Raw genomic sequence first — 25,752 nt, forward strand, 5'->3', positions numbered from 1 at the left:
TTTTGAATTGAGGGAATCTTCGGGATTAAAGGGTGAGGGAATGGACATTTCAGTAATCGCTGCACAACTAGTTAAGGAGAAAGTTATTTCATATTATCCAAATAGCATAAAAGTATTAAACGGAGGAACGACAAGTACTGTGTATTTGTTGGACGAAAAATACGTTGTAAAGTTGAATGAACCGGACGTAATACGTGAAGAAGCGGATTTTCTTTCGTTTTATAAGGGGAATTCTTCATTTTCAAAGCTTTTGTATAAGGAACATTTACATACATATATTGTGTATTCCTTCCTTGAAGGTAGTACGTCGTACGAACAAGGATATAAACGAAGTATGCTTTGTGTACTTGTAAAAGAAGTTATTAATAAGTATAAAATTGTTCCAGAGGCAGATGGCTGGGGATGGAAAGAAAGTCCGGTTCAATCTTGGAATGAATTTTTAACGACAAATGTGGTGGAAGCTCATAAAAATATAAGACCGTACATAAGTGAGGAAGAGTATAGAAAAGTTCTTAAGTTAGCGAATAGGGATGCTGGAATAAATCAGCCATTTTTATTACATGGTGATCTTGGATTTCATAATTTTATATTTCAAGGAAATATGCTACATGGTGTAATTGATCCCATACCAGTGTTAGGAGATCCTATATACGATTTAATTTATGCGTTCTGTTCAACCCCGGAAGATTTAACGAAAGAAACGATTGATTATGCGATGAAACAGTATGTGTTTCATAAAAAAGACCGTAATTTATATGAAGAAATAGTCATAGGCTTATATTTGCGTATAGATACGTGTTTAAGACATCACCCGAAAGATTTAGAAGATTATTTAGTAGCTTGGCGTTATTGGATGGGCGAGGTTGAGGTGACTTTATAGTACAAATATTTTGGGGGAGATTGTGAAATGAATGTTTCAGAAGCGAAAAAGGATTTAGCAATAAAAACGAAGAGAGGCTTGCCAATTATATTAGCTGGTGTTTTATTTTGGATAGTTATGAGTATAGCGGGCTTTGTTCTTTCTGAAAAACAAGTGGTGTGGGTATATTTAATCGGTATGGGATGTGTGTTTCCTTTTGGATTAATGATAGCTGCTATATTGAAAATTGATATGTTTGCGAAAGGAAATCCGTTAGGGGTTTTGGCAGGATTAATTGGTGGGATAAATGTATTGAATATTCCACTTGTATTACTTGCCTATTTTCAATTTCCAGAATGGTTACCTTTTGTAGTAGCGATGTTAATAGGTGTTCATTTTATCCCGTACGTATGGATTTACGAAAGTAAAAGTTACGGTTTATTATCAGTAGGGACTGTATTCGTAACGTCAGTTTGCGGGATTCTTTTTGCGGAAAAAGGATTTACTGTTATTCCATTATCAGTTAGCGTTGTTTATTTACTTACTTTTATCAGTTTATTAATTGAAAACAAAAAAGCAAATCAGTATCAGCAAAAATCAGCTTAATAAAAAATTTAGGGATAGGGGAAATTATGATGAAAAATTTTGTTTGTACAACGTGTGGCGTGCAGTATGCAGCGAGTGTAGAAGAACCGGTGAGTTGTCATATTTGTGATGAAGAAAGGCAATATGTGAATCCGAAAGGACAGTCTTGGACGACGCTAGAAAGCTTACAAACAGGTGATACATATAAAAATGAAATAATCGAAGAGGAAAATGAGCTTTATAGTATTACGACAAAACCAGGGTTTGCGATCGGTCAAACGGCATATGTAGTGAAAACAGAGTCATATCGTTTACTGTGGGACTGCATTACTTATTTAGATGAAATGACAATTACGAAAATAAAAGAGCTTGGCGGATTAGATGCGATTGCATTGTCTCATCCTCATTATTATTCAACGCAAGTAGAATGGGCAGAGACATTTGATGTACCAATTTACATACATGAAGATGATAAAGAGTGGGTGATGCGCCCGAGTAGTCGTATTATTTATTGGTCTGGTGAGTCTTTACAATTAGCGGATGGATTGGTCATTCATCGTTTAGGTGGTCATTTTAAAGGAGGATCTGTCTTACATTGGGAAGAAGGTAATGACGGAAAAGGAATTTTGTTAACAGGCGATATTATACAAGTTGTAGCAGATGAGCGATGGGTAAGCTTTATGTACAGCTATCCAAACTTAATTCCATTACCAGCGAGAAAAGTGGAAGAAATGGTGAATCGAGTAAAGCCGTTACAATTTAATCGTTTATACAATGCTTTTCATCGTGTAGTAAAAGAAAATGCAAATGAGGCAGTGGAACGTTCTGCTGAAAGATATATGAAGGCGGTAGAAGGAAAGTTATTTCATACGTAAAAGGAGAGTTAGACTTTATGAATACGTTAGTATGCTTCGGTGATAGTATTACAGCTGATGAAACGTTTTTTGATGGAACGCCGAGGTTAACACCGCGTTTGCAAGAGATGTTTCCGAATTGGAAGGTGGTAAATGCGGGGGTTCCGGGTGATAATACGTTCGATGCGTTACATAGAATTGAAGAAGATGTATTATCACATAAACCAGATTTCGTAACAGTTTTTCTTGGCACGAATGATGCAGTTTCTTTTTCACAAGGATCATTACAAGTATATAAAGAAAACTTAGAGAAGATTGTGAAGCGGATTTCGTCAGATAAAGTACTGCTTATTAGTCCCGCGCCAGTTGATGAGGAAAGACAGCACAATAGAACAAATAAAGTGCTCGGTCAGTATGCAGACGTGGTAGAGAAAGTGGCGAAAGAAACAGGAAGCTATTTTCTAAATTTGTACGCCGAAATGATTCAGGAACGGAATTATAAAAGGTTTGTAGAAAATGATGAAAAAGATGGTTTGCACTTTGGGATAGAAGGCTATGAGTATGTAGCGAAGTTGATTGGTGAAAAGTTAAAAGGGATTTTATAAAAAAGCAAAGCGATATCGCTTTGCTTTTCGTTGTTTTTTAGTAGTTCAATCTAAAAATGCTTGTTGCAATGCTTTCAGTCCATCACTGTAAATACCATGAAACAGATTTATTGCCTCTTCATCACTAACCTCAACAGGAGTGAACGTACCAGACCACTCTACTAAAGATGTATTACTTTCAGTACCTTCTTTCACCTGGATTGTAGATAGATAATTAGTGACTGGAAATGGAGCATTCATGATTGAATACGTGTAATATCGTTCTTTCTCATTGAATACTTCTAAACGTTCTATAATTGTATCACCATCTGGATTAGCTAGGTGACGTACACGACCGCCTTCAGTTAATTTACTGCTAGGTATATAAGGTAACCAGTCTGGAAGGGAGTTGAATCCTCCAATTAATTGCCATACTTGTTCAGGTGAACCGAAAATTTCCATAGATGTAGTAGTGTGTGCCATATTTGTTATGCTCCTTTTTAACCTAAATTTTTTATTTAGTATATAATTTATAAATTAAAACTATATACTTTTTATAACTAAACTATATAATAAATATAGAAACGAAAATTTATGAGCAAGGAAGTTGAAGAACATGACATTAACAATGGGCTTTATTGGATTTGGAAAATCAGCTAACCGCTATCACTTACCTTATGTAAACACACGTAATAATATAAAAATAAAAACGATTTTTGTACGTCAAATAAATGAAGAATTAGCAGCTCCATATGAGGAAAAAGGTGTTAGTTTCACTACTAATTTGGACGAATTGTTGAATGATAAAGACATTCAAGTGGTGACGGTCTGTACGCCAGCACATACGCATTACGAATTAGCGAAAAAAGTTATACTTGCTGGAAAATCAGTTATCGTTGAAAAACCATTTTGCGATACAGTAGAACATGCGAAAGAATTGTTAGCTTTAGGGCGAGAAAAAGGTGTAGTAGTTATGCCTTATCAAAACCGCCGTTTTGATGGTGATTTTTTAGCGGTGAAGCAAGTTGTGGAACAAGGATTCCTTGGTGATATTGTCGAGATTGAATCACATATTGATTATTTCCGTCCGGGTTCAATCACTCGCGAAGGTCCGAAAGAAGAAGGTTCATTTTATAGTTTAGGTATTCATACGATGGACCGTATGATTTCATTGTTTGGCCGTCCAGATACGGTGACATACGATGTTCGTAATAATGAAGTGGAAGGTGCGGTTGATAATTATTTCGATGTTGGTCTACATTATGGAAATAGGCTGAAAATTAAACTGAAAACGAACCATGTTGTAGCAAAAGATTATCCACGCTTTATCGTTCATGGAACAAATGGATCGTTTATTAAATATGGTGAAGATCAGCAGGAAAATGATTTGAAAGCGGGTATTATGCCTGAGAGTGCAGGATTTGGTGAAGATTCGCCGATGTACTATGGAATTGCGAAATATCGAAATGCAAACGGTGATTGGATTGAAAAACAAATTAAAACGCCGCTTGGTGATTACGGTCGCTTCTATGATGCAGCGTATGAAACAATCGTAAACGGTGCACCAAAGCTTGTGAAAGATGAAGAAGCAGTAACGAATATTGAAATCTTAGAAAACGGATTTGCTGCACCTTCACCTTCAGTTTATAAACTTGAGGCTTTAAACTTGAATGAATAGAAGAGGGAATACAGCATAAAGGAGGTATAGAAATGGCAAGCGGATCAACACAAGTAAAATACCTCGGTATTTATCAAAAAATGAAACAGCAAATTTTAGACGGCGAATATAAAATTAATGAAAAAATTCCAAGTAGCCCCGTCCTTGCTGAAGAATTCGATGTTTCTGTCCTTACCATAAAAAAAGCGCTGGATCTGTTAGTGAGAGACGGCTACATCATTCGCCGGCGCGGAAGTGGAACTGTCGTTCAAGATTGGCGTCAACAGGAAAAAGCACGAATGATTCAAACTTTAACAGGTACAAAAGCTGTTTATGGTAGCGAGGTAGAAAGTAAAATTATTGAGTTTACGATTGTCGGTGCCGATGAAATTATTGCTGAAAAATTGGGCATTTCAGTAGAAGATTTTGTATATAAAATCATCCGCCTCCGCATCATTCACAGTATTCCAACGATTATGGAGCATACATGGATGCCTATTTCGGTCATACCGGGTGTTGAAGTTTCAGTTTTAGAGGGATCGATCTACTCGCACATTCAAAATAAACTTGGTCTTGAAGTGGGAACATCCGTTGTTAGGGTCAAAGGAGTTCGTCCAGATGATAAAGAAAGGCAGTTTATGAACTTAACAAATCAAGATTTCCTAATGAGAGTTGAACAAGTGGCCTATTTAACCGATGGACGAACTTTTGAATACTCTTACGCTGACCATCTGCCGGAAACTTTTGAATTCGAAACAGTCATTACCGCAAAAAGTTATAAAGAGGCATAAAAAATAGGTTGGGGCACGTATTGCTTCAACCTATTTTCTGTCTTTAATATGATAGGAATAATTATTATTCAGCTGTAATAAGCATGGACGTATTCCCGTTTTTTCAAGATGAACTTCTCCCTAAGTGCAGAGCGAATCAAGTATGGCTCCTAAAGATGAACCGTAATCTGTTAAAGAATACTCTAACAAAAAATGATTAATTAATCCAAGACTTAACATTTGATTAATAGAACTGTAAGGTTTAAAATTACAGTATAGATTTAAGAAGTGAGTTATCATCATCTGTAAAATGTAGTTTCAACTATTTTATAAAAGAAGCATGCAAAGAAACGAGTAGTAAAAATAAACGAAACATTGCCGAATAACTAACATTACGTGAATTTGATTCTAAACTGTAATTTTTTTTAATACATTTCAATAAACGATATTTAAAGTGTACATTTTATAAAGAACATTAAAGGAGTGAGTGAAATATGGTGGTTTTATATACAACAGCAAGCTGCGGTTCATGCCGAAAAGCGAAAGCATGGCTGGAGGAGAATCAAATTGATTATACTGAAAAAAACATCGTATCCAATTCTATGACAGTGGATGAACTTAAGTCCATTCTTCGTTTAACAGAAGAGGGTGCTACTGAAATTATTTCAACAAGATCCAAAACTTTTCAAGACTTAAATATAAATATAGAAGAGCTTTCGCTAAATGAATTTTATACATTAATAATTGAGCATCCACTAATGTTACGTCGTCCAATTATGCTGGATGAGAAAAGATTACAGATTGGTTTTAACGAAGAAGAAATTCGTAAATTTTTACCACGTAGCGTCCGAACATTTTTAAACATTGAACTGCAAAAGTTGGCTAATTAATAAGTAATATTTTTTAGGGAAAGTGGTATGAAAGGAGGAAGCAGAAAATGATAGAAGTATGTGTTACAGTCAATTATAACGATAGAAATTATCAAACAAATGTTATTGTAAGTAAAGATACGATATGGACAAAAATTAAACAATTGGCAGAAGAACAAGTGAAGAAACAATGGAGTGTTTAATGTATTTTTAATTTAAAAAGCTAAATAAAGTTAAGGAATTTATTTCTTTATGCTAAGTGGTTCTTATATATTTTAACGTTCAACTAACCTATCTGTAATATTTATGGCTACAGTATGTTAATATAGGAGAAATAATATTTTTGATCGTAGGAGGAAAACAATGAGCAGCGACTTTACTTTGGCCATACACAGTTTAACTTATTTAGCTTTACAGCCAGACCGGATGTCAACAAGTAATGCGATTTCAGAAAGTGCGGGGGTTCACCCAGTGCGTATTCGCAAAGTGCTAAGTTTGTTAAAAAAACATAAGTTTATACAATCGAAAGAGGGGACTGGTGGCGGTTTTATTTTCGCTCGAGATTTAAGTGAAGTTAACCTTTGGCATATTTATCAAATAACCTCTGAAGGTGCTTTGCAGCCGAAGTGTCCAGAATCAAACAATCAGTGTGTTGTAGGTTCGAACATGCGAAAAGTTCTTTTCGCTATTTTCTTAGGTGCTGAAGAGCATCTAGGTGAATACTTAAAGAATTATACAATGAAAGAAGTTGTTGACCTTATCAATCAAGAGCGTTAAGCGGCTTACTTGTTATATAGAGCCGTAAGTTCTTTCTATTTAAATGTAATGAAAAATATTACAGTTTAATTTCGTTTTTATTTCTTTTTTATCAGCACAAAAAATATTTATAAGAAGGTGAAAAAGTATGATGTCAAATAATAATCATGTTTTAAAAGTAGGAGATTGGGTTCGTGGAATATCAAATGAAGGTGAATTAATAGTTGGTTATATTGTATCACTTGATGATGTAGAGGATATAGTTACAGTTAGTATTGTGAAACGTGACGGCCAGTACACAATAAACGAAGCGATTTTACTCTTTAGTAAACACGTTAACAAACTCCCTGAATCAAAGGTAATAAATAAGGAACAAATCCTCTATCTTATAGATCTTGCATTATTAACGGGGGATGAAGAATGGTTTATCGAGCTTTCTTCAAAATTAAACTCGATAAAAGAGCTAGTTAATGAGGGATTTTAAAATTTAAACTTTTGAGGGGGCACACAATCCGCCTTATGGGGAGGACACAATTACTTTTCGCATAAAAGGAAATGATGTAAAAACGATTCATTACAAACATAGAGATATCCCTGAAGAAGAGCCGAACAAACTACAATTAAGATGATATTGAAGTGATTTGTTTGTGTATTCCTGATAACGATAATTATGTAAATGAGCTGTCCATATGGGGCAGCTTTTTTGCTTTTTGCTCAGTGTAGCTTTTTAAATTGTATATGAATTCAATATTAATAATATATATCCTAAAATTTGGTTTTTGTATTTTGGGATTTTTTTCTTTTTACCTACATTAATTATTTATTAGAATATCTTTTATGTTTAAAATAAGATTTTTTGATAAAAGGGGATATAAGTATCTTTATAATAAGTCACCTAGAAAAACAATGTATTATTGTATTTTTTTACTAACTAATTCAGCTTTAAGCGATAAAAACAATGGCTACATGCTAACTGTAAAATATTATCTATATAAAATTATTCCCCTTTAATATTTCTGAAAATATAAAAATATTAATTTTATAAATATACACGTTATAATGAGGGCGTCGAGAGAAATTTTATTATCTCTGGAGAAAATATAAAAAATGCGATTATTAGTAAGAAAGGTGTGTGATTTGAGGCGAAATGTATGTAATGTGCTTCAGTGGCTTGTGTAAGCAATATCATCAGTGCTACCGAAGTTATGAAAGTAATGTATAGAATTGAGAAAGAAACGCCTCGCAAATGAAGAGAGGCCGGTTTAGCTAAAATTACTGTTAAAAGTAAAAAAGAGAAACCATTAAAGTAATACACTGTTATTAGAAATGTTGCAACGTATTTATGAAGTCTATTCCATATTGTTCTCTTAAGGGGTCTTTATATAAAGAGCGGATATTACGAGTAAACTTTTTTGTGAACGCTAACAATTATATTAGGACGCTAATTAGTGAATGTTTCAATTTGGATTCATTATGATGAAGGACATACAATGTGGGGCAACTTGTAAGGAATTCATTTTCCAGAAAGGGAATATTTGTTAGGTGCAAAGAGAGATGCAGGAATAGATACAAGGGGGAGTTATTATATGAACGGGAATACTGCAAAGAAAATAGAAGTTCAAGCTGAAAATACCGCACGAAAAAATGAGCAATATGCAGATCCGAAAAAGTGGCATAAGCAGGATACTACATGGGCACTGAGTCTATTTGGAACTGCAATTGGAGCAGGGGTGCTCTTTTTACCGATTAATGCAGGTTCAGGTGGTTTATTATCTTTACTACTAATTACATTGCTTGCATATCCAGTTATGTACTACTCACATAGGGCGCTTGCTAAAATGATATACGCTTCTAATTCTGCTGATGAGGGGATCACAGGTACAATTAGAGAGTATTTCGGAAATAAAGCGAGTATCATTTTTAACATCGTATATTTCGGTTCAATTTATACAATCGTACTAATGTATTCGGTTGCGCTTACAAACACTGCAAGTAGTTTTATCGTGCATCAATTGCACATGCCAGAACCTCCAAGAGCTATTTTATCACTTGTATTAGTTCTTGGTCTTATCGCTATACTGAATTTTGGTCAAGATATTACTGTAAAGGTAATGAGTATGTTAGTGTATCCTTTCATAGTTTCTTTACTGTTTATCGCAATATCTTTAATTCCACAGTGGAATACGTCAATGCTTAGTTTTTCAGCTGTTTCAACTGCTTCAACAGGAACAGGCTATTTTGGGACGATATTGATGATTCTACCAATCATCGTATTCTCATTTAATCATTCACCTATGATTTCATCATTTGTTGTGAAACAGAGAGCTACGTATGGAATCGAAGCCACTGATGCGAAATGTGCGCAAATACAAAAGGTTTGTTATATTATGACATTCGCTGTTGTTATGTTCTTCGTTTGGAGTAGCGCATTGAGCTTGACTCCAGATGATATAAAAATGGCAAAAGAACAAAACTTATCAATTCTTTCATATCTTGCTAATGAGCTTAATTCGCCTGTAATCACGATTGCGGCTCCAATTATTGCTTTTGTGGCTATTACAAAGTCTTTCCTTGGCCATTATATCGGAGCATTTGAAGTAATGCGTGACATGATTATTAAGTTTGGTAAATCACGTGGAAAAGATATTGAAGAAAAAACAATTAAGACAATAATCCTTACTTTCGTTGTATTATCATGCTGGTTTGTTGCTTATACAAATCCAAGTATTCTTGGACTTATTGATTCTCTAAGCGGTCCTTTAGTTGCTGCTATCTTATGTCTATTACCGATGTATGCGATTCAAAAAGTACCGGTATTAGCTAAATACAAAGGGAAAATGAGTAACGTATTTGTTATTATTGTAGGTGTACTTACTGTTTTAGCAAGTATTAAGTCATTATTCTAATTCACGATTGTTAGTTCTAGTACAAAATAAAATAAAACGATTTTGGGACAGGCTTCTCCGTTTGGAGAGTTTGTCCCTTTTTAAATGAGTGATAAAAGGTCATCTTTCACATAGGCTCTTTTTGTACAAAAGGTTGCTTTATTGCGTAATATTTTTATCTTATTGATTTTATGAGATTTTTACGCATAATTGTAACTAAGGGAGATGATTCCAAGTTGAGTAAGCCGAATATAAGTACAACAGTTTCAGGAGATATAATTGTTACCCGTCTTATTGGCAAGATTAAAACAGATGATGTTTATGAATGGTTTAATGACTTCGAGCAGGTATGTCAGCAATTCATTTCCGAGGGACGGAAATACAAATTGTTAGTGGATAGAAAAGGATATACGGCAGATCATTTTTCTGTTCAAAAAGCATGGAAAGATAAATTTTTCAATGAAACGATTTTGAATCACAGTAAGGCAATTGCCTTTCTCCTTGAAGAAGGGGAGATACTGAATTATTTACAACAATCCAATACAAAAGAATGTGTGAAAATTTTTGATGATTATGAACAATCAGTAGTTTGGTTGAATGAATATCCCATATGACACTTTTAGCGAACCAGTTGCTCAATCAACTGGTTTTTTTATGCATGTAATGCTTTCGTTGTCTCTGCACTCGGAATCAAGGAAGTAGAAAACTTCTATATGAAATGTTTCGTACTAAAGGACATACATTTTTAATGCGTTAAATATAATTCATATTAGCACCAAGAAGAAGAGAATACGCTTTACGCTATTAGTAATATTGAAAGGTCGTACGATAGAGTCACATAAATTTAAAAATATGAATGTGGCATAAAGTGATTAAGGAGGATAAAGATATGAGCGCTTCAAATTTGAATGAAATAAGTAAACAAATTTTAAAAGAAGAGGAAACACTTCAATTTTCCTCTTTTACAAATGAAGATGCACTGCAACTAGGTTTATTTATCGTTGAAACAGCAAAGCAAGAGGGTAAAGTGATTGCTGTTGATATAACAAAAAACGGTGTGCAATTATTTCATTTCAAGATGACAGGGACAAATGAGGAAAATACGAAATGGATTGAGCGTAAAAAACGAGTCGTTTCCCTGCATGATCGTAGCTCGTATTATATGCAGATACAAAGTGAAATAACTGGAATCTCATATAATGAAAAATATCTTTTAAATACTTCGGAATATGCTGCGTTTGGTGGGTGCTTTCCTATCAGAGTAAAAAACGTAGGGGTTATTGGAATGATAACAGTTTCAGGATTACCACCAGAAGAAGATCACGAATTGGTAGTAAGAGCGGTTAAAAATCATTTGAAGCAATAGTAAAAGTAAATGTGATGGTTAAGTAAAAGCCAAGAATGAACATATTATTGTTCGTTTTTGGCTTTTTATTATTTTTTCTTATAGTCGGCTAAGAGGGTTCTATTATAGGTGGTATTTGAATTATGCACTGTTCTTTGGATTACATCATCTTTTTCAAGTCTGCGAAATTTCTGTAATTGAAGGTGTTCCAAATTAAGAGGAAATTTTTGGGGAAAGTAGCTACATTTCATATTTGTGTAAATATGAAACACGCAGGATACATGAATAGAGAATGGGTAAAATAGTACCGAATGATCACTAGATTTTATTAATGATGTTATAAGATTTTTTAGAGAAACCGAAGGAAGTAGTGTGTTTAGATTCAGAATGACTGGCAATTGGTGTTATGGAGTTCAATGATTTAAAAATGGACTCATTTAAACGCATATTATCTTCGAGATGTATCATTTTGAAGAATATTAAAACTTGGGAGGAAATGAATTATGACAAAAGATTTCTATACTGCACTGAAAGAAAGACGTACTTACTATGGGATTAATAAAGAGGTACAAGTATCAGATGAAAAAATTAAAGAAATCGTGGAGTTTGCTGTGAAATATACTCCATCAGCTTTCAATTCTCAAACTGCGCGATTAGTTGTATTATTTGGTGAAGCTCATAATAAATTATGGGATATTACAACTGAAACATTAAGAAAAGTAGTTGGAGATGGAGATTTCTCAGGAACGCAACAAAAAATGGATTCCTTTAAAGCTGGTTATGGAACAGTACTATTCTTTGAAGATGAGGCTATCGTTAAATCGCTTCAAGAGAAATTTGCTGCATATGCTGAAAACTTCCCAATTTGGTCACACCAAGCATCAGGTATGCACCAATTAGTCGTGTGGACAGGTTTAGAAGCAGAGGGATTAGGGGCATCTTTACAACATTATAATCCATTAATTGACGATGAGGTAAAACAAGAATGGAATGTCCCTGCTAATTGGAAACTAATTGCACAAATGCCATTTGGTAATCCAACTGCTACTCCAGGTGAAAAAGAATTCCAACCGCTTGAAGAACGTGTGAAATTTCATAAGTAATATTCAAATGTAATAATACAATTTAGTTATAGTAGAGTTATTCGCTCTTTTTCGGGATAGGACTATGCTATTGATGAAATCGGAAAAATACTATTATATTTTTAAAAAGAACAAGGTGATCATTTTTGATCGCCTTGTTTGACATTTGTACAATTAATCTACGCATTACGCTTAATAAGCTAAACAGCATAAATTATTATGTATATTATCTAGTTATAGTTACCAAACATTTTTCAACACTATTTTACCTATTGCATTATTCGACTCCAAATACTCGTGTGCTTGTGCAACTTCATCAAACGTGAAAGTTTTCGAATCTAGCAATGGACGAAGTTTTCCTTTAACGAGTTTAACGAAAAATTAATTGAAGATTTCGATGAAACTGATATTTTTTATATCGATCATTATCTTTGAAAATGAGTGGTAACTAAGGATAAACTTAGAAAAGTATTACGAAATAAATAGTATGTAATGTAAGACATTTTTATTGACGATAATAATTTATGTGGTTAATATACTATACATAATATTATTTAATTACTAAAAGTAATTAAATATATGTTGTTTCGTAAAATATTATAAATAAGTAAGTCGTGGTAGAAACGCTTTGAATTTCCACTATTAATATTGGGGACAATTAGAAAGCGAAAGGTATAAAAAGAATTGGAATTTGATAACTCTTTGTTTTTTATAAAAACATGAGCTTCTGTACAATTCATTTTTAATATATTGACCAGGATTATACAACAAGAGGGGGACTGAAATTGGAATCAATGACCTTTGTTTTATTTGGAGCGACAGGGGACCTAGCGAAACGCAAAATTTACCCCGCACTATATAACTTATATAGAGATCAAAAGCTTCCAAAGCAAATATCCGTTATCGGGCTTGGGAGACGTGAAGTATCTCATGTAGATTTTCAAAAAAGAATAAAAGAATCAATAGAGACGTTTTCTCGTCATAGAGAAGAAGGTACTCCAGAACTCGAAGGTTTTTTAGATAATTTTCGTTATTGTCCATTAGATGTGAGTAAGCCGGAAGATTATGAGAGATTATTACAAGTCGTTCGTGAAAGGGAAGAAGAACTACATATAAAAGGGAATAGAATGTTCTATCTTTCCGTTGCTCCTGAATTTTTTGAGACAATCGCTTTAAATATTAAGGAAAGTGGACTTGATAAAACGGATGGATGGAAACGCCTAATGATTGAGAAACCGTTCGGGCACGACCTTACATCTGCTCGTGAGCTGAATGATAAGCTTAGTCGCACGTTTGAAGAAGACGAGATATACCGTATTGATCATTATTTAGGTAAGCCGATGATTCAAAACCTTGAAGCACTAGAGTTTGCAAATCCTGTTTTACAATCGATTTGGAATAAAGAACATATAGCGAATGTACAAATCACAGCGAGTGAAACAGTTGGGGTTGAAGAAAGGGCAGGATATTATGATCAGGCAGGAGCCATTCGAGATATGGTTCAAAATCATATGTTACAAATATTAATGATGACTGCTATGAATTTGCCGGAAAAGGTTAATGCATGTGAAATTCGAGAGGAAAAGCGAAAGGTAATGGAGGCGCTTCGTAAAGTGAAAAAAGAAGACGTTCAAAACCATATCATTCGCGGACAATATGGTGCAGGTGAGATAAATGGCGGGCAAGTTGTAGCATATAAAGAGGAGCCAGGAGTAAATCCTTCTTCTAATATAGACACATTTGTTGCTGCTCGCTTGTGGATCGATAATCCATTTTGGACTGGCGTTCCCTTTTATATACGAACAGGTAAACGAATGAAAGAAAAGTCTACTCGTATTGTAATCGAATTTAAAAATACGTTAAAACAGCAATATCAAGATAGTAATCCAAATGCAGCACCTAACTTGTTAATAATTGAAATTAGCCCAGGTGAGAACGTTTCATTACAGTTAAATAGTAAAAATCCATTGAAAAATGGAGAAATTGAACCGATCCGTATTAACTTTACTTGTGAGCAAGCGGATGTGGGAGTACCTGAAGCGTATGAAAGACTCATTCATGATGCTGTGAGTGGAGACGCTACATTCTTTGCACATTGGAGAGAAGTTGAATTGTCATGGGAATGGGTACAACCAATTCTTGAAGCATTCGAAGAAAACTTATTACCACTTCATGAATATGAGTCTGGTTCATATGGTCCAGAGGCATCTAATGAATTATTGCAAGAAAGTGGATTTAAATGGTGGTTAGATCAAGAAACGAAAAAATAAGTACTTTCTTTCATGAAAGCATGTAGGGGGACGATTACTATGACACAAAACATAAATCAATTAGCAGTGAATACAATTCGTACGTTATCAATTGATGCTATTAATGCGGCAAATTCAGGTCATCCAGGTCTTCCGATGGGAGCAGCGCCAATGGCTTATGCATTATGGGCGAATCATTTAAATCATAATCCTAATCATCCGAAATGGTTTAACCGTGATCGCTTCGTTTTATCGGCGGGACATGGATCTAGCTTATTATATAGCCTACTTCATTTAGCTGGATATGACGTTTCAATTGATGACTTGAAAAACTTCAGAAAGTTAAATAGTAAAACACCAGGACATCCTGAGTTTGGTCATACTTCTGGAGTTGAAGCGACGACAGGCCCGTTAGGACAAGGGATTGCCAATGCTGTCGGAATGGCAATGGCAGAAGCGCATTTAGCAGCGAAGTTTAATACGGATGGTCACTCTATTATTGATCACAATACGTACGCTTTAGTTGGAGACGGTGATTTAATGGAAGGTGTCGCTTATGAAGCGATGTCAATGGCAGGACATATGAAACTTGGCAAGTTAATTGTGCTGTATGATTCAAATGAAATTTCACTTGATGGTGAATTAAACATTGCTTTCTCTGAAGATATGCAGAAAAGGGTAGAATCTGCACATTGGCAATATGTAAGAGTTGAGGATGGAAACGATGTTGATGCGATTACAAAAGCGATTCAATTAGCGAAAGACAATACGGATCAACCTACTCTTATAGAAATTAGAACCGTTATAGGTTATGGAAGTCCAAAAGTTGCTGGAACGAACAAAGCACATGGTAATCCGCTTGGAGTAGAAGAAGCGACAGCAACAAAACAAGTGTATGGTTGGCATTATGAAGAAGACTTCTTTGTGCCTGAAGAAGTAACAGCTCATTTTAATGAACTGAAACAAAAAGGTATTGAAAAAGAAAATGGCTGGAATGAGCAGTTCAACTTATACAGAGAGTCAAACCCTACACTAGCAGATGAATTAGAAAAAGCGATTACAGGCGAGGTTTTAATCGAAGCGAAAGACATTTTGTCCTTCGATACTGAAAAAACGATTTCTACTCGTGTTGCAAGTGGGGAAGCTATTAACCATTATGTGAAATCGATTCCTTCTATTTTCGGTGGAAGTGCGGATCTTTCTCATTCTACGATGACAGATATAAAAGGTGAAGCAGTGTATGCAGTAGAATCGTATGCTGGTCGAAATATATACTTCGGTGTACGTGAACATGCAATGGGCGCAGCAGCGAATGGACTGGCTCTTCATGGAGGAGTAAAACCGTTCGTGAGTACATTCTTTGTATTTAATGACTATCTTCGTCCATCTATTCGACTGGCTGCATTGCAAAAGTTACCTGTTACGTACGTATTTACACATGATTCAATTGCTGTAGGAGAAGATGGTCCAACGCATGAACCTATTGAACATTTAGCAGCTCTTCGGGCAATCCCTGGTTTAACAGTTATCCGTCCGTCAGATGCAAATGAAACAGCAAGTGCGTGGGCGTATGCTTTACAGCAAACGGAAGGTCCAGTCGTTTTAGTACTGAGCCGTCAAAATTTACCGGTGTTTCATGAAACGAAAGCGAACATAGAGAATCTTTCTAAAGGAGCTTACGTATTAACACAAACGAATGAAAATCCAGATGTAATTTTCATTGCGACAGGTTCTGAAGTATCCTTAGCTGCTAGTGCGAAAGCGAAATTAGAAGAAGATCAAGTTTCTGTTCGTATCGTTGCAATGCCAAGCTGGGAGTTATTCGATCGCCAATCGAAAGAATATAAGGAATCCGTTCTTCCGTCTTCTGTAACGAAACGAGTATCTCTTGAGATGGGCGTATCTCTCGGCTGGGAGCGTTATGTAGGACAAGAAGGAAACATATTATCGATTGAAACATTTGGAGCTTCAGGAACTGGGGCTGAAGTCATGAATCTATTTGGATTTACGACAGAAAATGTTGTTCAAATTACAAAAAATGTATTGAATTCTTAAGCTATGACTGTGAATACCTTTCCGTACATATCAGTGCTGCAAGGTATTCCAGATTGTAGTGATATGAATTTGTAATAAAAGATGATTTGAGGAGGAATTATATTATGCAAGTAGGATTAATTGGTTTAGGTAAAATGGGATTAAACTTAGGGAAAAATTTAATGGATCATAAACATGAAGTAGCAGCATTTGACTTGAATGCAAGTGCAGTGGAAGAAATGAAAGAGTACGGGGCTACAGGTACATCTAGTTTAAGTGAACTTGTTCAGTCATTACAATCACCAAGAATTCTTTGGGTAATGGTACCACACGCTGTTGTAGATTCTGTTATCGATGAGGTTACACCACTTTTATCAAAAGGAGATATTTTAATTGAAGCGGGTAATTCACATTATAAAGAGTCTATTCGCCGATATGAGCAACTAAAGAAAGATGGTATTCACTTTATGGATGCAGGAACTTCTGGCGGAATGGAAGGCGCTCGTAATGGTGCTTGTTATATGATCGGAGGAGATCAAGAAGCTTGGGACATCGTTGAACCTATCTTCCGTGATACTGCTGTAGAAAATGGATACTTATATGCTGGAAAAGCTGGTAGTGGTCACTTCTTAAAAATGGTTCACAACGGAATTGAATACGGTATGATGGCTGCTATTGGTGAAGGATTTGAGATTCTAGAAAAAAGTGAATTTGACTACGATTATGAAAAAGTATCAAGAGTATGGAACAACGGTTCAGTAATCCGTTCATGGTTAATGGAATTAACAGAAAATGCATTTTCTAAAGATGCAAAACTAGATGAAATTAAGGGTGTTATGCATTCTTCTGGTGAAGGAAAATGGACAGTAGAAACAGCATTAGACCTTCAAACAGCAACTCCTGTTATCGCAATGTCGTTATTAATGCGCTACCGCTCATTAGACAATGATACATTTACAGGAAAAGTAGTAGCAGCTCTGCGCAATGAATTTGGCGGACATGCAGTAGAAAAGAAATAAACATCTTAAAAATTTAACTCATTAACGTTTAAAAAATGGAGGGAATTGATCATGAAATTTTTTATTGATACTGCAAATCTTGAGGACATAAAAAAAGCATATAAACTTGGAGTTTTAGCTGGTGTTACAACGAATCCTTCTTTAGTAGCAAAAGAGGGCATTAAATTTGAAGACCGTATCGCAGAAATTTGTCAGGCAGTTCCTAAAGTTGAATCTGTTTCGGCAGAAGTAACGCCAGATGCTGTTACAGCTGAAGAGATGATTGCCCAAGCAGAGGAACTGATTAAGATTAACGGCGGCGATGAAAAAGTTACAATTAAACTTCCGATGACGTTAGCAGGATTAGAAGCTTGTCGCTATCTTACTGAAAAAGGTGTGAAAACGAACGTTACACTTATTTTCACGGTGAACCAAGCACTTTTAGCTGCCAGGGCAGGTGCAACGTATGTTTCTCCATTTTTAGGACGTTTAGATGATATTTCTGAAGATGGTGTATTATTAGTTGCTAAAATTGCTGAATTATTCGATGTTCATCAATTAGATACACAAATTATTGCGGCGTCTGTTAGACATCCAGATCATGTAACTCGTGTAGCGATGGCAGGGGCTCACATCGCAACAATTCCTTATAAAGTAATTGAACAACTTGCTATGCATCCATTAACAGATCAAGGTATTGAAAAGTTCGCTGCAGATTGGGCGAAAGCACCTAAATTATAATGTATAAAAGTGAGAGGATTTCCGAAAATTGCTTTTCATGAGAGGAAAGATTCCTAGGTAACTTCATCGTTTAACTTGGATCCCGAGTTTGGAGTCTTACTATGTGAAAATAGCAAGAGAAGAAAGCGTCATTCACTTTTAAAAAAGGAAAATTTGCTTACGCGAAACGTTTATCACAATAACATTATAATGATAAAAGAGAAATCCCCTTATCAGAGAGATGAGTTAAAGTATATCTCTGATAAGGGAGATTCTTTTTATATAAATTATTATGTTGTGAAGATGAGTTGTATATCGATATATAAATTTTTACTCAAAAAAGAACTATATAGGTTCTTTTCATTGTACAGTATTTTTGAAAGGGTTTACATAAAGGGGGTGGAACTGCGTATGAATATGTACCTTTTAATGATTACATTATTATCAATTGTAATTGTTATTTTAGGGGTATCGTGGTGGAGATGGCATGCGTTTATTAGTTTAACGATTGCAAGTTTGTTTTTAGCAATTATGTCTGGAATGCCAATGGATAAAATAGTGAGTGCTTATGAAACGGGAGTCGGAAGTGTTCTTGGGCATTTAGTAGGTATTTTAGTATTAGGTACAATTTTAGGGAAAATGATGGCAGATTCAGGTGCTGGAATGCAGGTGGCAGAGTTCTTTATTAAATCCTTCGGAATAAAAAACTTACCATGGGCGATGTTAATTGCAGGTTTTATTATTGGAATTCCGGTGTTTTTTGAAGTAGGTATTTTAATATTGTTGCCGTTAGTAATTTCAATTCATAAAACTACGAAACAAAATATTTTATTGATAGCATTACCAGCAATTGCTGGACTATCTGTCGTACATGGCCTAGTTCCTCCGCATCCAGGGGCAATCGTTGCAATAGGTATTTATAAAGCGAATCTTGGGAAGGTATTATTGTATTCACTCATTATTACATTTTTTGCAGCGATTATTGCAGGTCCTTTATTCGCTAAATGGATTCATAAACGTGTAATTCCTGAAAATGAGCCAGAATTGATTCGTGTAAATACAAAATCAACGAAATTACCAGGAATAGGAGTTTCATTTTTAGTCATATTGTTACCAGTTATGTTAATGGTGTTAGCTGCAGCAGCTCCTTATGTTCCGCTTTCTACTACTTTGATGAAGATGGTCACCTTAATCGGTAGTCCTATCATTGCGCTTTTGATTGCATGTTTTGCAGCTTTCTATTTTCTTGGATTTCGTCAAGGTATCGATAAAAAGGCTATTAAGAAGGTAACAGAAGATAGTTTATTACCAATCGGTTTAATCGTTGCGATTATTGGTGCTGGCGGCGGATTTAAGCAAATTCTTATCGATAGCGGTGTAGGCGATGCTATTGCTCAAATGTCTGAGCATTTAGCTCTATCTCCAATTGTATTAGCATTTATAGTAGCGGGACTAATTCGAATTGCGACAGGGTCAGCGACAGTCGCTTTAACAACAGCAGCAGGCATCGTTTCACCAATCATTGAAAATACGACAGGTGTGAATTTAGAGTTACTCGTCATTGCAACGGGTGCAGGAGCATTAATGTTTTCTCACGTAAACGATGCTGGGTTCTGGATGGTAAAAGAATACCTAGGTTTAACAGTGAAAGAAACATTTAAAACATGGACAGTATTAGAAACATTACTTTCATTTATCGCTTTTGGAGGAGTTTTACTACTCGATATGTTTATTTAAAATAAGGATGTTTTTATGGTGGGATACTGTAGTAATTTTTTGCTAGGAGGAAGAAATGGTGAGTTCAAAATATATGATTGGTGTAGACATTGGGACAACTAGTACAAAATCAGTTCTATTTTCTACAGATGGATCTGTTATTGCAAGTCATGGAATTGAATATCCTTTATATTCTCCTACGCCGGAAACAGCAGAACAAGACCCAGAAGAAATTGTTCGTGCAGTAATACATACGATTAAAGAAACTGTACAGACAAGTAGTGTACAGCCGCATGATATTCTTTGTGTTTCTTTTAGTTCGGCAATGCATAGTATCATTGCTGTAGATGAGAAGGGAAAACCGCTAACGAGATGTATCACTTGGGCAGATAATAGAAGTGCAAGCTGGGCAGAGAAAATAAAGAGTGATATGAATGGTCATGAAATTTATTTACGGACTGGAACACCAATTCATCCGATGTCACCACTTTCGAAATTAGTTTGGCTACAGAATGAGCAGGCAGAATTGTTCGCAAAAACTTATAAATTTATTTCTATTAAAGAATATGTGTTTTATAAGTTATATAAGGAGTATGTAATTGATTATTCTATAGCATCAGCAACAGGGATGTTTAATTTGGAATCTTTAAAATGGGATGAAGAGGCTTTACATGTTGCGGGAATTACAGATGACAAGCTTTCTAAACTCGTTCCAACAACGCACAGTTTAACAGGATTAGATGAAGAGCTTGCCAAAGAGATGAATGTACTTGTTTCTACGCCTTTTGTAGTAGGAGCGAGTGATGGAGTCCTATCCAATTTAGGTGTAAATGCAATAGATCCTGGTGTTGTTGCTGTGACAATTGGTACAAGCGGTGCGATACGTGCTGTAACAAATCGTCCTGTAACAGATCCAAAAGGTAGAATTTTTTGTTACGCCTTAACTGAAGACCATTGGGTAATTGGTGGACCAGTTAATAACGGTGGTATGATTTTCAGATGGGCTCGTGATCAATTGGGCACTTCAGAGATTGAGCTTGCGAAGCGTTTAGGAAAAGATCCATATGAAGTGCTTACTGAAATAGCAGCAAAAGTGAGTCCGGGGTCCGACGGTTTATTATTTCACCCGTATTTAGCAGGAGAAAGAGCTCCTTTATGGAATGCAAATGCGCGAGGATCTTTCTTTGGACTTGGATTGCATCATAAGAAAGAACATCTTATCCGTGCTGTTTTAGAAGGAGTAATTTATAATTTATACACCGTTCTTCTTGCTTTAAAAGAGCTAATTGGTGAACCGAAAAAAATTCAAGCGACAGGTGGTTTTGCAAGATCGGAACTTTGGAGACAGATGATGGCAGATATTTTCCATCAAGACGTATATGTTCCGGAAAGTTTTGAAAGCTCTTGCTTAGGAGCTGCAATCCTCGGTTTATATAGTTTAGGTGAAGTAGATACGTTGCATGTAGTTTCTGAAATGGTAGGTGCGAATTTCCACCATGAACCAAACATGGAAAGTGTGGAAAAATATAAAGATTTAACACCAATCTATATTCGTCTGTCCCGTCAATTGGAAGAAGAATATGAAAGTATAGCAGCGTATCAAAAAAAGTGGGTTTAAAGGCTATTTTGCAAGAAAATATGGTAACGTATAAAGAGGTACTCCAATTTTTTTAGGATACTCTTTCAACATAAAATATGTTAAGAAGTACGATGAACGAAAAATATAGGGAGAGAGGGTTATGAAAATGAAGGATAACAAAGAGTTTATTGGATATGTTGGAACATACACGAAAGAAAATAGTGAAGGAATATATAAGTTTACGTTAGACACGGAAGCAAAGAAAATTAGTAATGTAACACTTGCGGCCAAGTTGGATAACCCTACATATGTAACGATTAATCGAAATAATGAATATCTCTACTCTGTTGTTAAGGAAGGCGAATCTGGTGGTGTAGCTGCTTATTCGATTGATAGTAAAACGGGAGAGCTAACGGAACAAAACAGACAAGTAGTAGAAGGGGCTTCTCCTTGTCATGTGAGTGTTGATAGTAGAAATCGTGCGGTAGTTACAGCGAATTACCATAAAGGAACGATCGAGTCTTTTGTAGTTAATGAAGAAGATGGAACTGTAAATCCTGCCGCATCGATTATGGCACATGAAGGTTCAGGTCCGAATAAAGAAAGACAAGAAAAACCACATGCACATTATGCGGGATATACTCCTGATGAAAAATATGTAGTTGGTGTTGATTTAGGGATAGATAAAATAATTACGTATGAAATAAAAGATAGTACATTAACAGAAGTGAATCGTTTATCTGTAAATCCAGGGAGCGGTCCAAGACATATTACTTTTCATCCAAATGGAAAGTATGCGTATGTGATGACGGAGCTTAGTTCAGAGGTTATTGTGTTAACATATAATCCGGCAGAAGGATCATTTACAGAATTACAGTATATTTCTACTGTTCCAGAAGAGTTTGATGAAAATAATCAAGGAAGTGCGATTCATATTTCTTCTGATGGTCGCTTTGTATATGCAGGTAATCGTGGTCATAATAGTATTGCTGTTTTCAGCGTAGATGAAAACTCAGGCCAGCTTACATTTATTGAACATACATCTACAGAAGGAAATTGGCCAAGAGACTTTGTATTAGATCCTACTGCAAAGTTCCTTATTGCTTCAAATGAAAAGTCGCATAATCTTGTGCTATTTTCAAGAAATGAAACGACAGGGAAGCTAACTCTTTTACAATCTGATGTTGTTGTGCCAGAGCCTGTTTGTGTGAAGTTTTTAAATATATAATTTCAGATGCCTAAAAAAAGCAAAGCGATATCGCTTTGCTTTTATTGTTTCTTTTTCGGTCTACGTACTAACTCGCCGCCGCAGTTTGGGCAAACGTTATGTCTTTCTTCTGTACATGGTGCGCAAAATGTACATTCATATACGCAAATGTATGCTTCAGAATCTTGTTCTAGCGATTGATCGCAAATTTGACAGTTTGTTTTCATTTGTAGTGCCATAGTAATTCTCCTTTTAGTTTGAAAATTTATAATTTAATTATAATTCATTGATTAGAGTTAGTCCTTTTCAATTGAAAGGAAATCGAATGATAAAGTTGTGATTTGAAATGAAAGATGCTCGTTTATTTTTAAATTGATTATTTCATGCAGTTAGAATAGTATGAAATAGTCAAAAGACAACGGGGGGTATACATTTTGACTAATCATAACGATCATTTAAAAGCAAACTGCGAAAAATGCTTCGGTCTATGTTGCGTTGCATTACCGTTCGCAGCATCGGTAGATTTTGCAGTGAATAAAGATGGCGGGAAACCATGTTCCAACTTACAATCAGATTTTAAATGTAGTATACATAAAAATCTTCGTGGAAAAGGTTATAAAGGTTGTACAGTATTTGAATGTTTTGGCGCTGGGCAGAAAATTTCTCAAGTTACATTTAACGGGGTAGATTGGCGGAAAGATGCTAAGCACGCGAGGAAAATGTATGATGCTTTTCCAGTTATGCATCAGCTTCATGAAATGCTTTGGTATTTAAATGAGGCTATTTTATTGAAGGCGACACAGTCAATCCATAAAGAATTAAGTAAAGCAATTGAAGAGACGGAGCGACTTTCGAATTTACATGCGGACGAGTTAATGAAAGTAAATATCCCATTACATCGTGCAGAAGTGAATATTTTACTTTTAGAAACGAGTGAGCTAGTTTGGAAGGGAATGAATACTGCGTGTAAGAAACGAATCATTCACCGCGGAGCAGATCTTATGGGAGCAAATTTGAAGAAGAAAGATTTGCAAGGAGCGAATTTAAGAGGAGCGTATTTAATTGCGGCTAACTTAAATGGTGCTAACTTACGCGGTGCAGATCTCATCGGAGCAGATTTGCGAGATGCAGATATTCGTGGTGCTGATTTTACAAATAGTATTTTTTTGACGCAAGTTCAAATTAACGCGGCGAAAGGGGATACACATACGAAATTACCGAAAGTGTTGTCCCATCCATCGCATTGGAGTGCGTAAAGAATGTGGAGTGAAATAGTTTGGATATGTTTCAGTATTTAGAAGAAATGCAAGAAGATATATTTTTGTTATCAGTAGAGAGAATAGAATTGAAGTATTTTGAAATTTGTAGCATGTTAGCGTCTGCAGAATATGCAGAACGAATTAAAGCAATTGATTTAGAGTCATATAAGGAAGGTATTCGAGGAGGTTTGGATGCAGCTGTAGAAATGACTACTGACGAAGAAGCAAAAGCGATTTATTTTGAGTATGATCTTGATAACGAGTGGAATAGTCAGTTTTATATTTGTGAGGAGTATGCTGCGCTTGAAGAAGAGGATGATGATTGGGCTTCTGAATGGATATATGATGTGGAGGGACCGAAGTGTATAGAATTAGCAGATGTGTATGCTGAAAACGGTTTTGATACAAATGAAAAGGCAATGGGTATCACTTTATATTTAATTGCTAGAACGGTATGTAGTTTTATAAGTGCATGTAGTGTTGTGCAAAGTAGTATACCAATTTGCATTGGTTTTCATGATCAAGACCCAATTATACGAACAGGCAGAGATTCTTAATTATAAAAAGATTACGGAATTTTTAAAACCTAATACAATAATAACCCCGTCCTATATCTAGAACGGGGTTAAAATAATATTATTTAATTTTTGATATAAGATATTTTCAGCTTATATTAGTTAATTCATTTTATTGAATAATAAATTTAATTTGACAGTACACGATCTATAATCATTTGATTTTCATGCCCAACTACAATGGTTGGTAAATCCCTATCTAATTTATTAAAAATAATATTCTCGTAAACTTTGTCTAAAAAAGGATAAAATGCTGGATAATAAGCTTTTGCTTCTAACGATAAAGTTGGAATGGTCTGGGCATATGTTTCAACTTTTATTTCTTCTAGGTTTTCACGTGCTTTGCCAAAAAACAATGTTTTATCATCAATTAAGTTAATGGTTCCAAGATTTCCAAATACTTTTAAGTTTGAACCAAATCCGTGATGAATTCCTGAGATAAGTTGAATTGAAAAGGTACAATTTCCTTCCATTTTACCATGAATAAAAAAGGCATCATCAGAGTCTCTGAGTTCTCCTGGCCCCTCTGGGACATGAGTGTGTATGATACTATTGATAGTTATAATTTCGTCCTGAATGAGCCATCTAAGACAATCAATCATATGTGTTCCAAGAGCTCCTAACATTCCACCAAACTTCTGTTTTTCTCCCATCCACCCACTTTTGTTAGTTTGAAGTTTTTGATATTGAGAGGCGGAAATATGATATTCAAAATGAAGGATGTCACCAACTTCACTTATAAGTTCTTTAACTTTTTGGCGAGCAGGATGATAGCGCCATTCAAAATCAATAAATACCTTTGCGTTAGAATCCTTAGATAGCCTTAGCAACTCTTCTGATTCCACACTATTCATTGTAAAAGGTTTCTCACATACTACGTTTATACCTTTGTTTAATGCGTATTTAACCATTTCAAAATGATAAATCGGAAGAGAACTAACAAATACAAGGTCCAACTCTTCTAAATCTAACATTTTAGTCCAGTCTGTATAATGAACTGGAGAATTGTCTCCGGTAGATAAATCTTTTGGCAATTGATGACGCATCATTGTACTCACAGCAGAAACATTCATCTTAGGATGAGTATTTATTATAGGTGCTTGAACTGTTAAACCAAAGCCACCTCCTATAATTCCTACTCTCATTGCATAGCCTCCCTATAATTATTG

Annotated in this window: 25 protein-coding genes and 5 pseudogenes; 25 read left to right on the forward strand and 5 right to left on the reverse strand. The window is 35.3% G+C overall.

What is annotated here, in order from left to right:
- The first annotated feature begins 40 nt into the window (after positions 1-40).
- Genes FH036_RS00665 through FH036_RS00680 form a run of 4 tightly spaced genes read left to right on the forward strand, consistent with a single transcriptional unit; the run spans position 41 to position 2,903 of the window.
- Positions 41-880 (forward strand): phosphotransferase, encoded by an 840-nt coding sequence (locus FH036_RS00665; protein WP_139895158.1) that lies wholly within the window; start codon positions 41-43, stop codon positions 878-880.
- A 27-nt stretch (positions 881-907) separates the two neighbouring features.
- On the forward strand, positions 908-1,465 hold the full coding sequence (locus FH036_RS00670) for a DUF7010 family protein (RefSeq protein ID WP_070806564.1): 558 nt from the start codon (positions 908-910) through the stop codon (positions 1,463-1,465).
- A 26-nt stretch (positions 1,466-1,491) separates the two neighbouring features.
- On the forward strand, positions 1,492-2,319 hold the full coding sequence (locus tag FH036_RS00675) for an MBL fold metallo-hydrolase (RefSeq protein WP_083322758.1): 828 nt from the start codon (positions 1,492-1,494) through the stop codon (positions 2,317-2,319).
- A gap of 17 nt (positions 2,320-2,336) precedes the next feature.
- Complete coding sequence (locus tag FH036_RS00680; protein WP_070806562.1) at positions 2,337-2,903, forward strand: SGNH/GDSL hydrolase family protein; 567 nt, start codon at positions 2,337-2,339, stop codon at positions 2,901-2,903.
- A gap of 45 nt (positions 2,904-2,948) precedes the next feature.
- Here the strand turns inward: FH036_RS00680 and FH036_RS00685 are convergent, their stop codons facing one another.
- Positions 2,949-3,365 (reverse strand): SRPBCC family protein, encoded by a 417-nt coding sequence (locus tag FH036_RS00685; RefSeq protein ID WP_070806561.1) that lies wholly within the window; start codon positions 3,363-3,365, stop codon positions 2,949-2,951.
- Positions 3,366-3,498: 133 nt separating this feature from the next.
- On the opposite strand from FH036_RS00685, the gene FH036_RS00690 reads away from it, so the two are divergent.
- Positions 3,499-4,560 carry an oxidoreductase gene (locus tag FH036_RS00690; protein WP_139895159.1) on the forward strand — a complete coding sequence of 354 codons (1,062 nt, stop codon included), beginning with the start codon at positions 3,499-3,501 and terminating at the stop codon, positions 4,558-4,560.
- 32 nt (positions 4,561-4,592) lie between these two features.
- Positions 4,593-5,330 (forward strand): GntR family transcriptional regulator, encoded by a 738-nt coding sequence (locus FH036_RS00695; protein WP_000146301.1) that lies wholly within the window; start codon positions 4,593-4,595, stop codon positions 5,328-5,330.
- Between the two features lie 120 nt (positions 5,331-5,450).
- Here FH036_RS00695 and FH036_RS27705 read toward each other — a convergent pair.
- A pseudogene (locus tag FH036_RS27705) lies at positions 5,451-5,516 on the reverse strand (winged helix-turn-helix transcriptional regulator); the annotation flags it as partial.
- A 287-nt stretch (positions 5,517-5,803) separates the two neighbouring features.
- On the opposite strand from FH036_RS27705, the gene spxA reads away from it, so the two are divergent.
- The 9 genes and pseudogenes from spxA (at position 5,804) to FH036_RS00745 (ending at position 12,267) form a co-directional block, all read left to right on the forward strand.
- A complete protein-coding gene (gene spxA, locus FH036_RS00705) occupies positions 5,804-6,199 on the forward strand; it encodes a transcriptional regulator SpxA (protein ID WP_000261185.1) in 396 nt (131 codons plus the stop codon).
- A gap of 47 nt (positions 6,200-6,246) precedes the next feature.
- Positions 6,247-6,381 (forward strand): BA3454 family stress response protein, encoded by a 135-nt coding sequence (locus FH036_RS00710; RefSeq protein ID WP_000573532.1) that lies wholly within the window; start codon positions 6,247-6,249, stop codon positions 6,379-6,381.
- Between the two features lie 160 nt (positions 6,382-6,541).
- The gene (gene saiR / locus FH036_RS00715; RefSeq protein ID WP_139895160.1) at positions 6,542-6,955 is read left to right on the forward strand and encodes an Rrf2-family transcriptional regulator SaiR; all 414 of its coding nucleotides are present in this window, start codon (positions 6,542-6,544) and stop codon (positions 6,953-6,955) included.
- 127 nt (positions 6,956-7,082) lie between these two features.
- Positions 7,083-7,418 (forward strand): IDEAL domain-containing protein, encoded by a 336-nt coding sequence (locus FH036_RS00720; protein WP_000987462.1) that lies wholly within the window; start codon positions 7,083-7,085, stop codon positions 7,416-7,418.
- 7 nt (positions 7,419-7,425) lie between these two features.
- Positions 7,426-7,563: pseudogene (locus tag FH036_RS00725) on the forward strand (DUF3888 domain-containing protein); the annotation flags it as partial.
- 957 nt (positions 7,564-8,520) lie between these two features.
- Positions 8,521-9,840: an aromatic amino acid transport family protein gene (locus FH036_RS00730; RefSeq protein ID WP_001014189.1), complete on the forward strand. Its 1,320-nt coding sequence runs from the start codon at positions 8,521-8,523 to the stop codon at positions 9,838-9,840.
- A gap of 141 nt (positions 9,841-9,981) precedes the next feature.
- Positions 9,982-10,433 (forward strand): annotated as a pseudogene (locus tag FH036_RS00735) (STAS/SEC14 domain-containing protein).
- 242 nt (positions 10,434-10,675) lie between these two features.
- On the forward strand, positions 10,676-11,185 hold the full coding sequence (locus tag FH036_RS00740) for a heme-degrading domain-containing protein (RefSeq protein WP_138321501.1): 510 nt from the start codon (positions 10,676-10,678) through the stop codon (positions 11,183-11,185).
- A 482-nt stretch (positions 11,186-11,667) separates the two neighbouring features.
- Positions 11,668-12,267 (forward strand): nitroreductase family protein, encoded by a 600-nt coding sequence (locus FH036_RS00745; protein WP_000158945.1) that lies wholly within the window; start codon positions 11,668-11,670, stop codon positions 12,265-12,267.
- A gap of 219 nt (positions 12,268-12,486) precedes the next feature.
- Here the strand turns inward: FH036_RS00745 and FH036_RS00750 are convergent.
- Positions 12,487-12,609: pseudogene (locus FH036_RS00750) on the reverse strand (zinc-binding dehydrogenase); the annotation flags it as partial.
- Here FH036_RS00750 and FH036_RS00755 point away from each other — a divergent pair.
- The 8 genes and pseudogenes from FH036_RS00755 to FH036_RS00790 all read left to right on the forward strand — a co-directional run.
- Positions 12,604-12,681 (forward strand): annotated as a pseudogene (locus FH036_RS00755) (glucose-6-phosphate dehydrogenase); the annotation flags it as partial. The pseudogenes FH036_RS00750 and FH036_RS00755 sit on opposite strands and share 6 nt — an antisense overlap.
- Before the next feature lie 350 nt (positions 12,682-13,031).
- Positions 13,032-14,516: a glucose-6-phosphate dehydrogenase gene (gene zwf / locus FH036_RS00760; protein ID WP_000445343.1), complete on the forward strand. Its 1,485-nt coding sequence runs from the start codon at positions 13,032-13,034 to the stop codon at positions 14,514-14,516.
- Positions 14,517-14,555: 39 nt separating this feature from the next.
- Positions 14,556-16,550 carry a transketolase gene (gene tkt, locus FH036_RS00765; protein ID WP_000193038.1) on the forward strand — a complete coding sequence of 665 codons (1,995 nt, stop codon included), beginning with the start codon at positions 14,556-14,558 and terminating at the stop codon, positions 16,548-16,550.
- Positions 16,551-16,654: 104 nt separating this feature from the next.
- On the forward strand, positions 16,655-17,548 hold the full coding sequence (gene gnd, locus FH036_RS00770; protein ID WP_001195912.1) for a phosphogluconate dehydrogenase (NAD(+)-dependent, decarboxylating): 894 nt from the start codon (positions 16,655-16,657) through the stop codon (positions 17,546-17,548).
- Between the two features lie 51 nt (positions 17,549-17,599).
- Positions 17,600-18,268, forward strand: coding sequence for a fructose-6-phosphate aldolase (gene fsa, locus FH036_RS00775; protein ID WP_000667676.1), 669 nt, complete (start codon positions 17,600-17,602; stop codon positions 18,266-18,268).
- Positions 18,269-18,658: 390 nt separating this feature from the next.
- The gene (gene gntP, locus FH036_RS00780; protein WP_139895162.1) at positions 18,659-19,984 is read left to right on the forward strand and encodes a gluconate permease GntP; all 1,326 of its coding nucleotides are present in this window, start codon (positions 18,659-18,661) and stop codon (positions 19,982-19,984) included.
- A 55-nt stretch (positions 19,985-20,039) separates the two neighbouring features.
- Complete coding sequence (gene gntK / locus FH036_RS00785; RefSeq protein ID WP_139895163.1) at positions 20,040-21,581, forward strand: gluconokinase; 1,542 nt, start codon at positions 20,040-20,042, stop codon at positions 21,579-21,581.
- A 127-nt stretch (positions 21,582-21,708) separates the two neighbouring features.
- Positions 21,709-22,770 (forward strand): lactonase family protein, encoded by a 1,062-nt coding sequence (locus FH036_RS00790; protein WP_139895454.1) that lies wholly within the window; start codon positions 21,709-21,711, stop codon positions 22,768-22,770.
- Between the two features lie 41 nt (positions 22,771-22,811).
- Here the strand turns inward: FH036_RS00790 and FH036_RS00795 are convergent, their stop codons facing one another.
- Positions 22,812-22,988, reverse strand: a complete 177-nt coding sequence (locus FH036_RS00795) for a DUF1272 domain-containing protein (RefSeq protein WP_001207874.1) — start codon at positions 22,986-22,988, stop codon at positions 22,812-22,814.
- A gap of 195 nt (positions 22,989-23,183) precedes the next feature.
- Here FH036_RS00795 and FH036_RS00800 point away from each other — a divergent pair, with 195 nt between their 5' ends.
- The gene (locus FH036_RS00800) at positions 23,184-24,005 is read left to right on the forward strand and encodes a pentapeptide repeat-containing protein (protein WP_139895164.1); all 822 of its coding nucleotides are present in this window, start codon (positions 23,184-23,186) and stop codon (positions 24,003-24,005) included.
- A gap of 20 nt (positions 24,006-24,025) precedes the next feature.
- Positions 24,026-24,565 carry a hypothetical protein gene (locus FH036_RS00805; RefSeq protein WP_044793216.1) on the forward strand — a complete coding sequence of 180 codons (540 nt, stop codon included), beginning with the start codon at positions 24,026-24,028 and terminating at the stop codon, positions 24,563-24,565.
- Between the two features lie 146 nt (positions 24,566-24,711).
- Here the strand turns inward: FH036_RS00805 and FH036_RS00810 are convergent, their stop codons facing one another.
- Entirely contained in the window at positions 24,712-25,728 is a 1,017-nt protein-coding gene (locus tag FH036_RS00810; RefSeq protein ID WP_138321508.1) for a Gfo/Idh/MocA family protein, read from the reverse strand.
- Between the last annotated feature and the right edge of the window lie 24 nt (positions 25,729-25,752).

This window comes from Bacillus sp. CD3-5 (assembly GCF_006349665.1).
GTDB classification, from domain to species: Bacteria; Bacillota; Bacilli; order Bacillales; family Bacillaceae_G; genus Bacillus_A; species Bacillus_A paranthracis.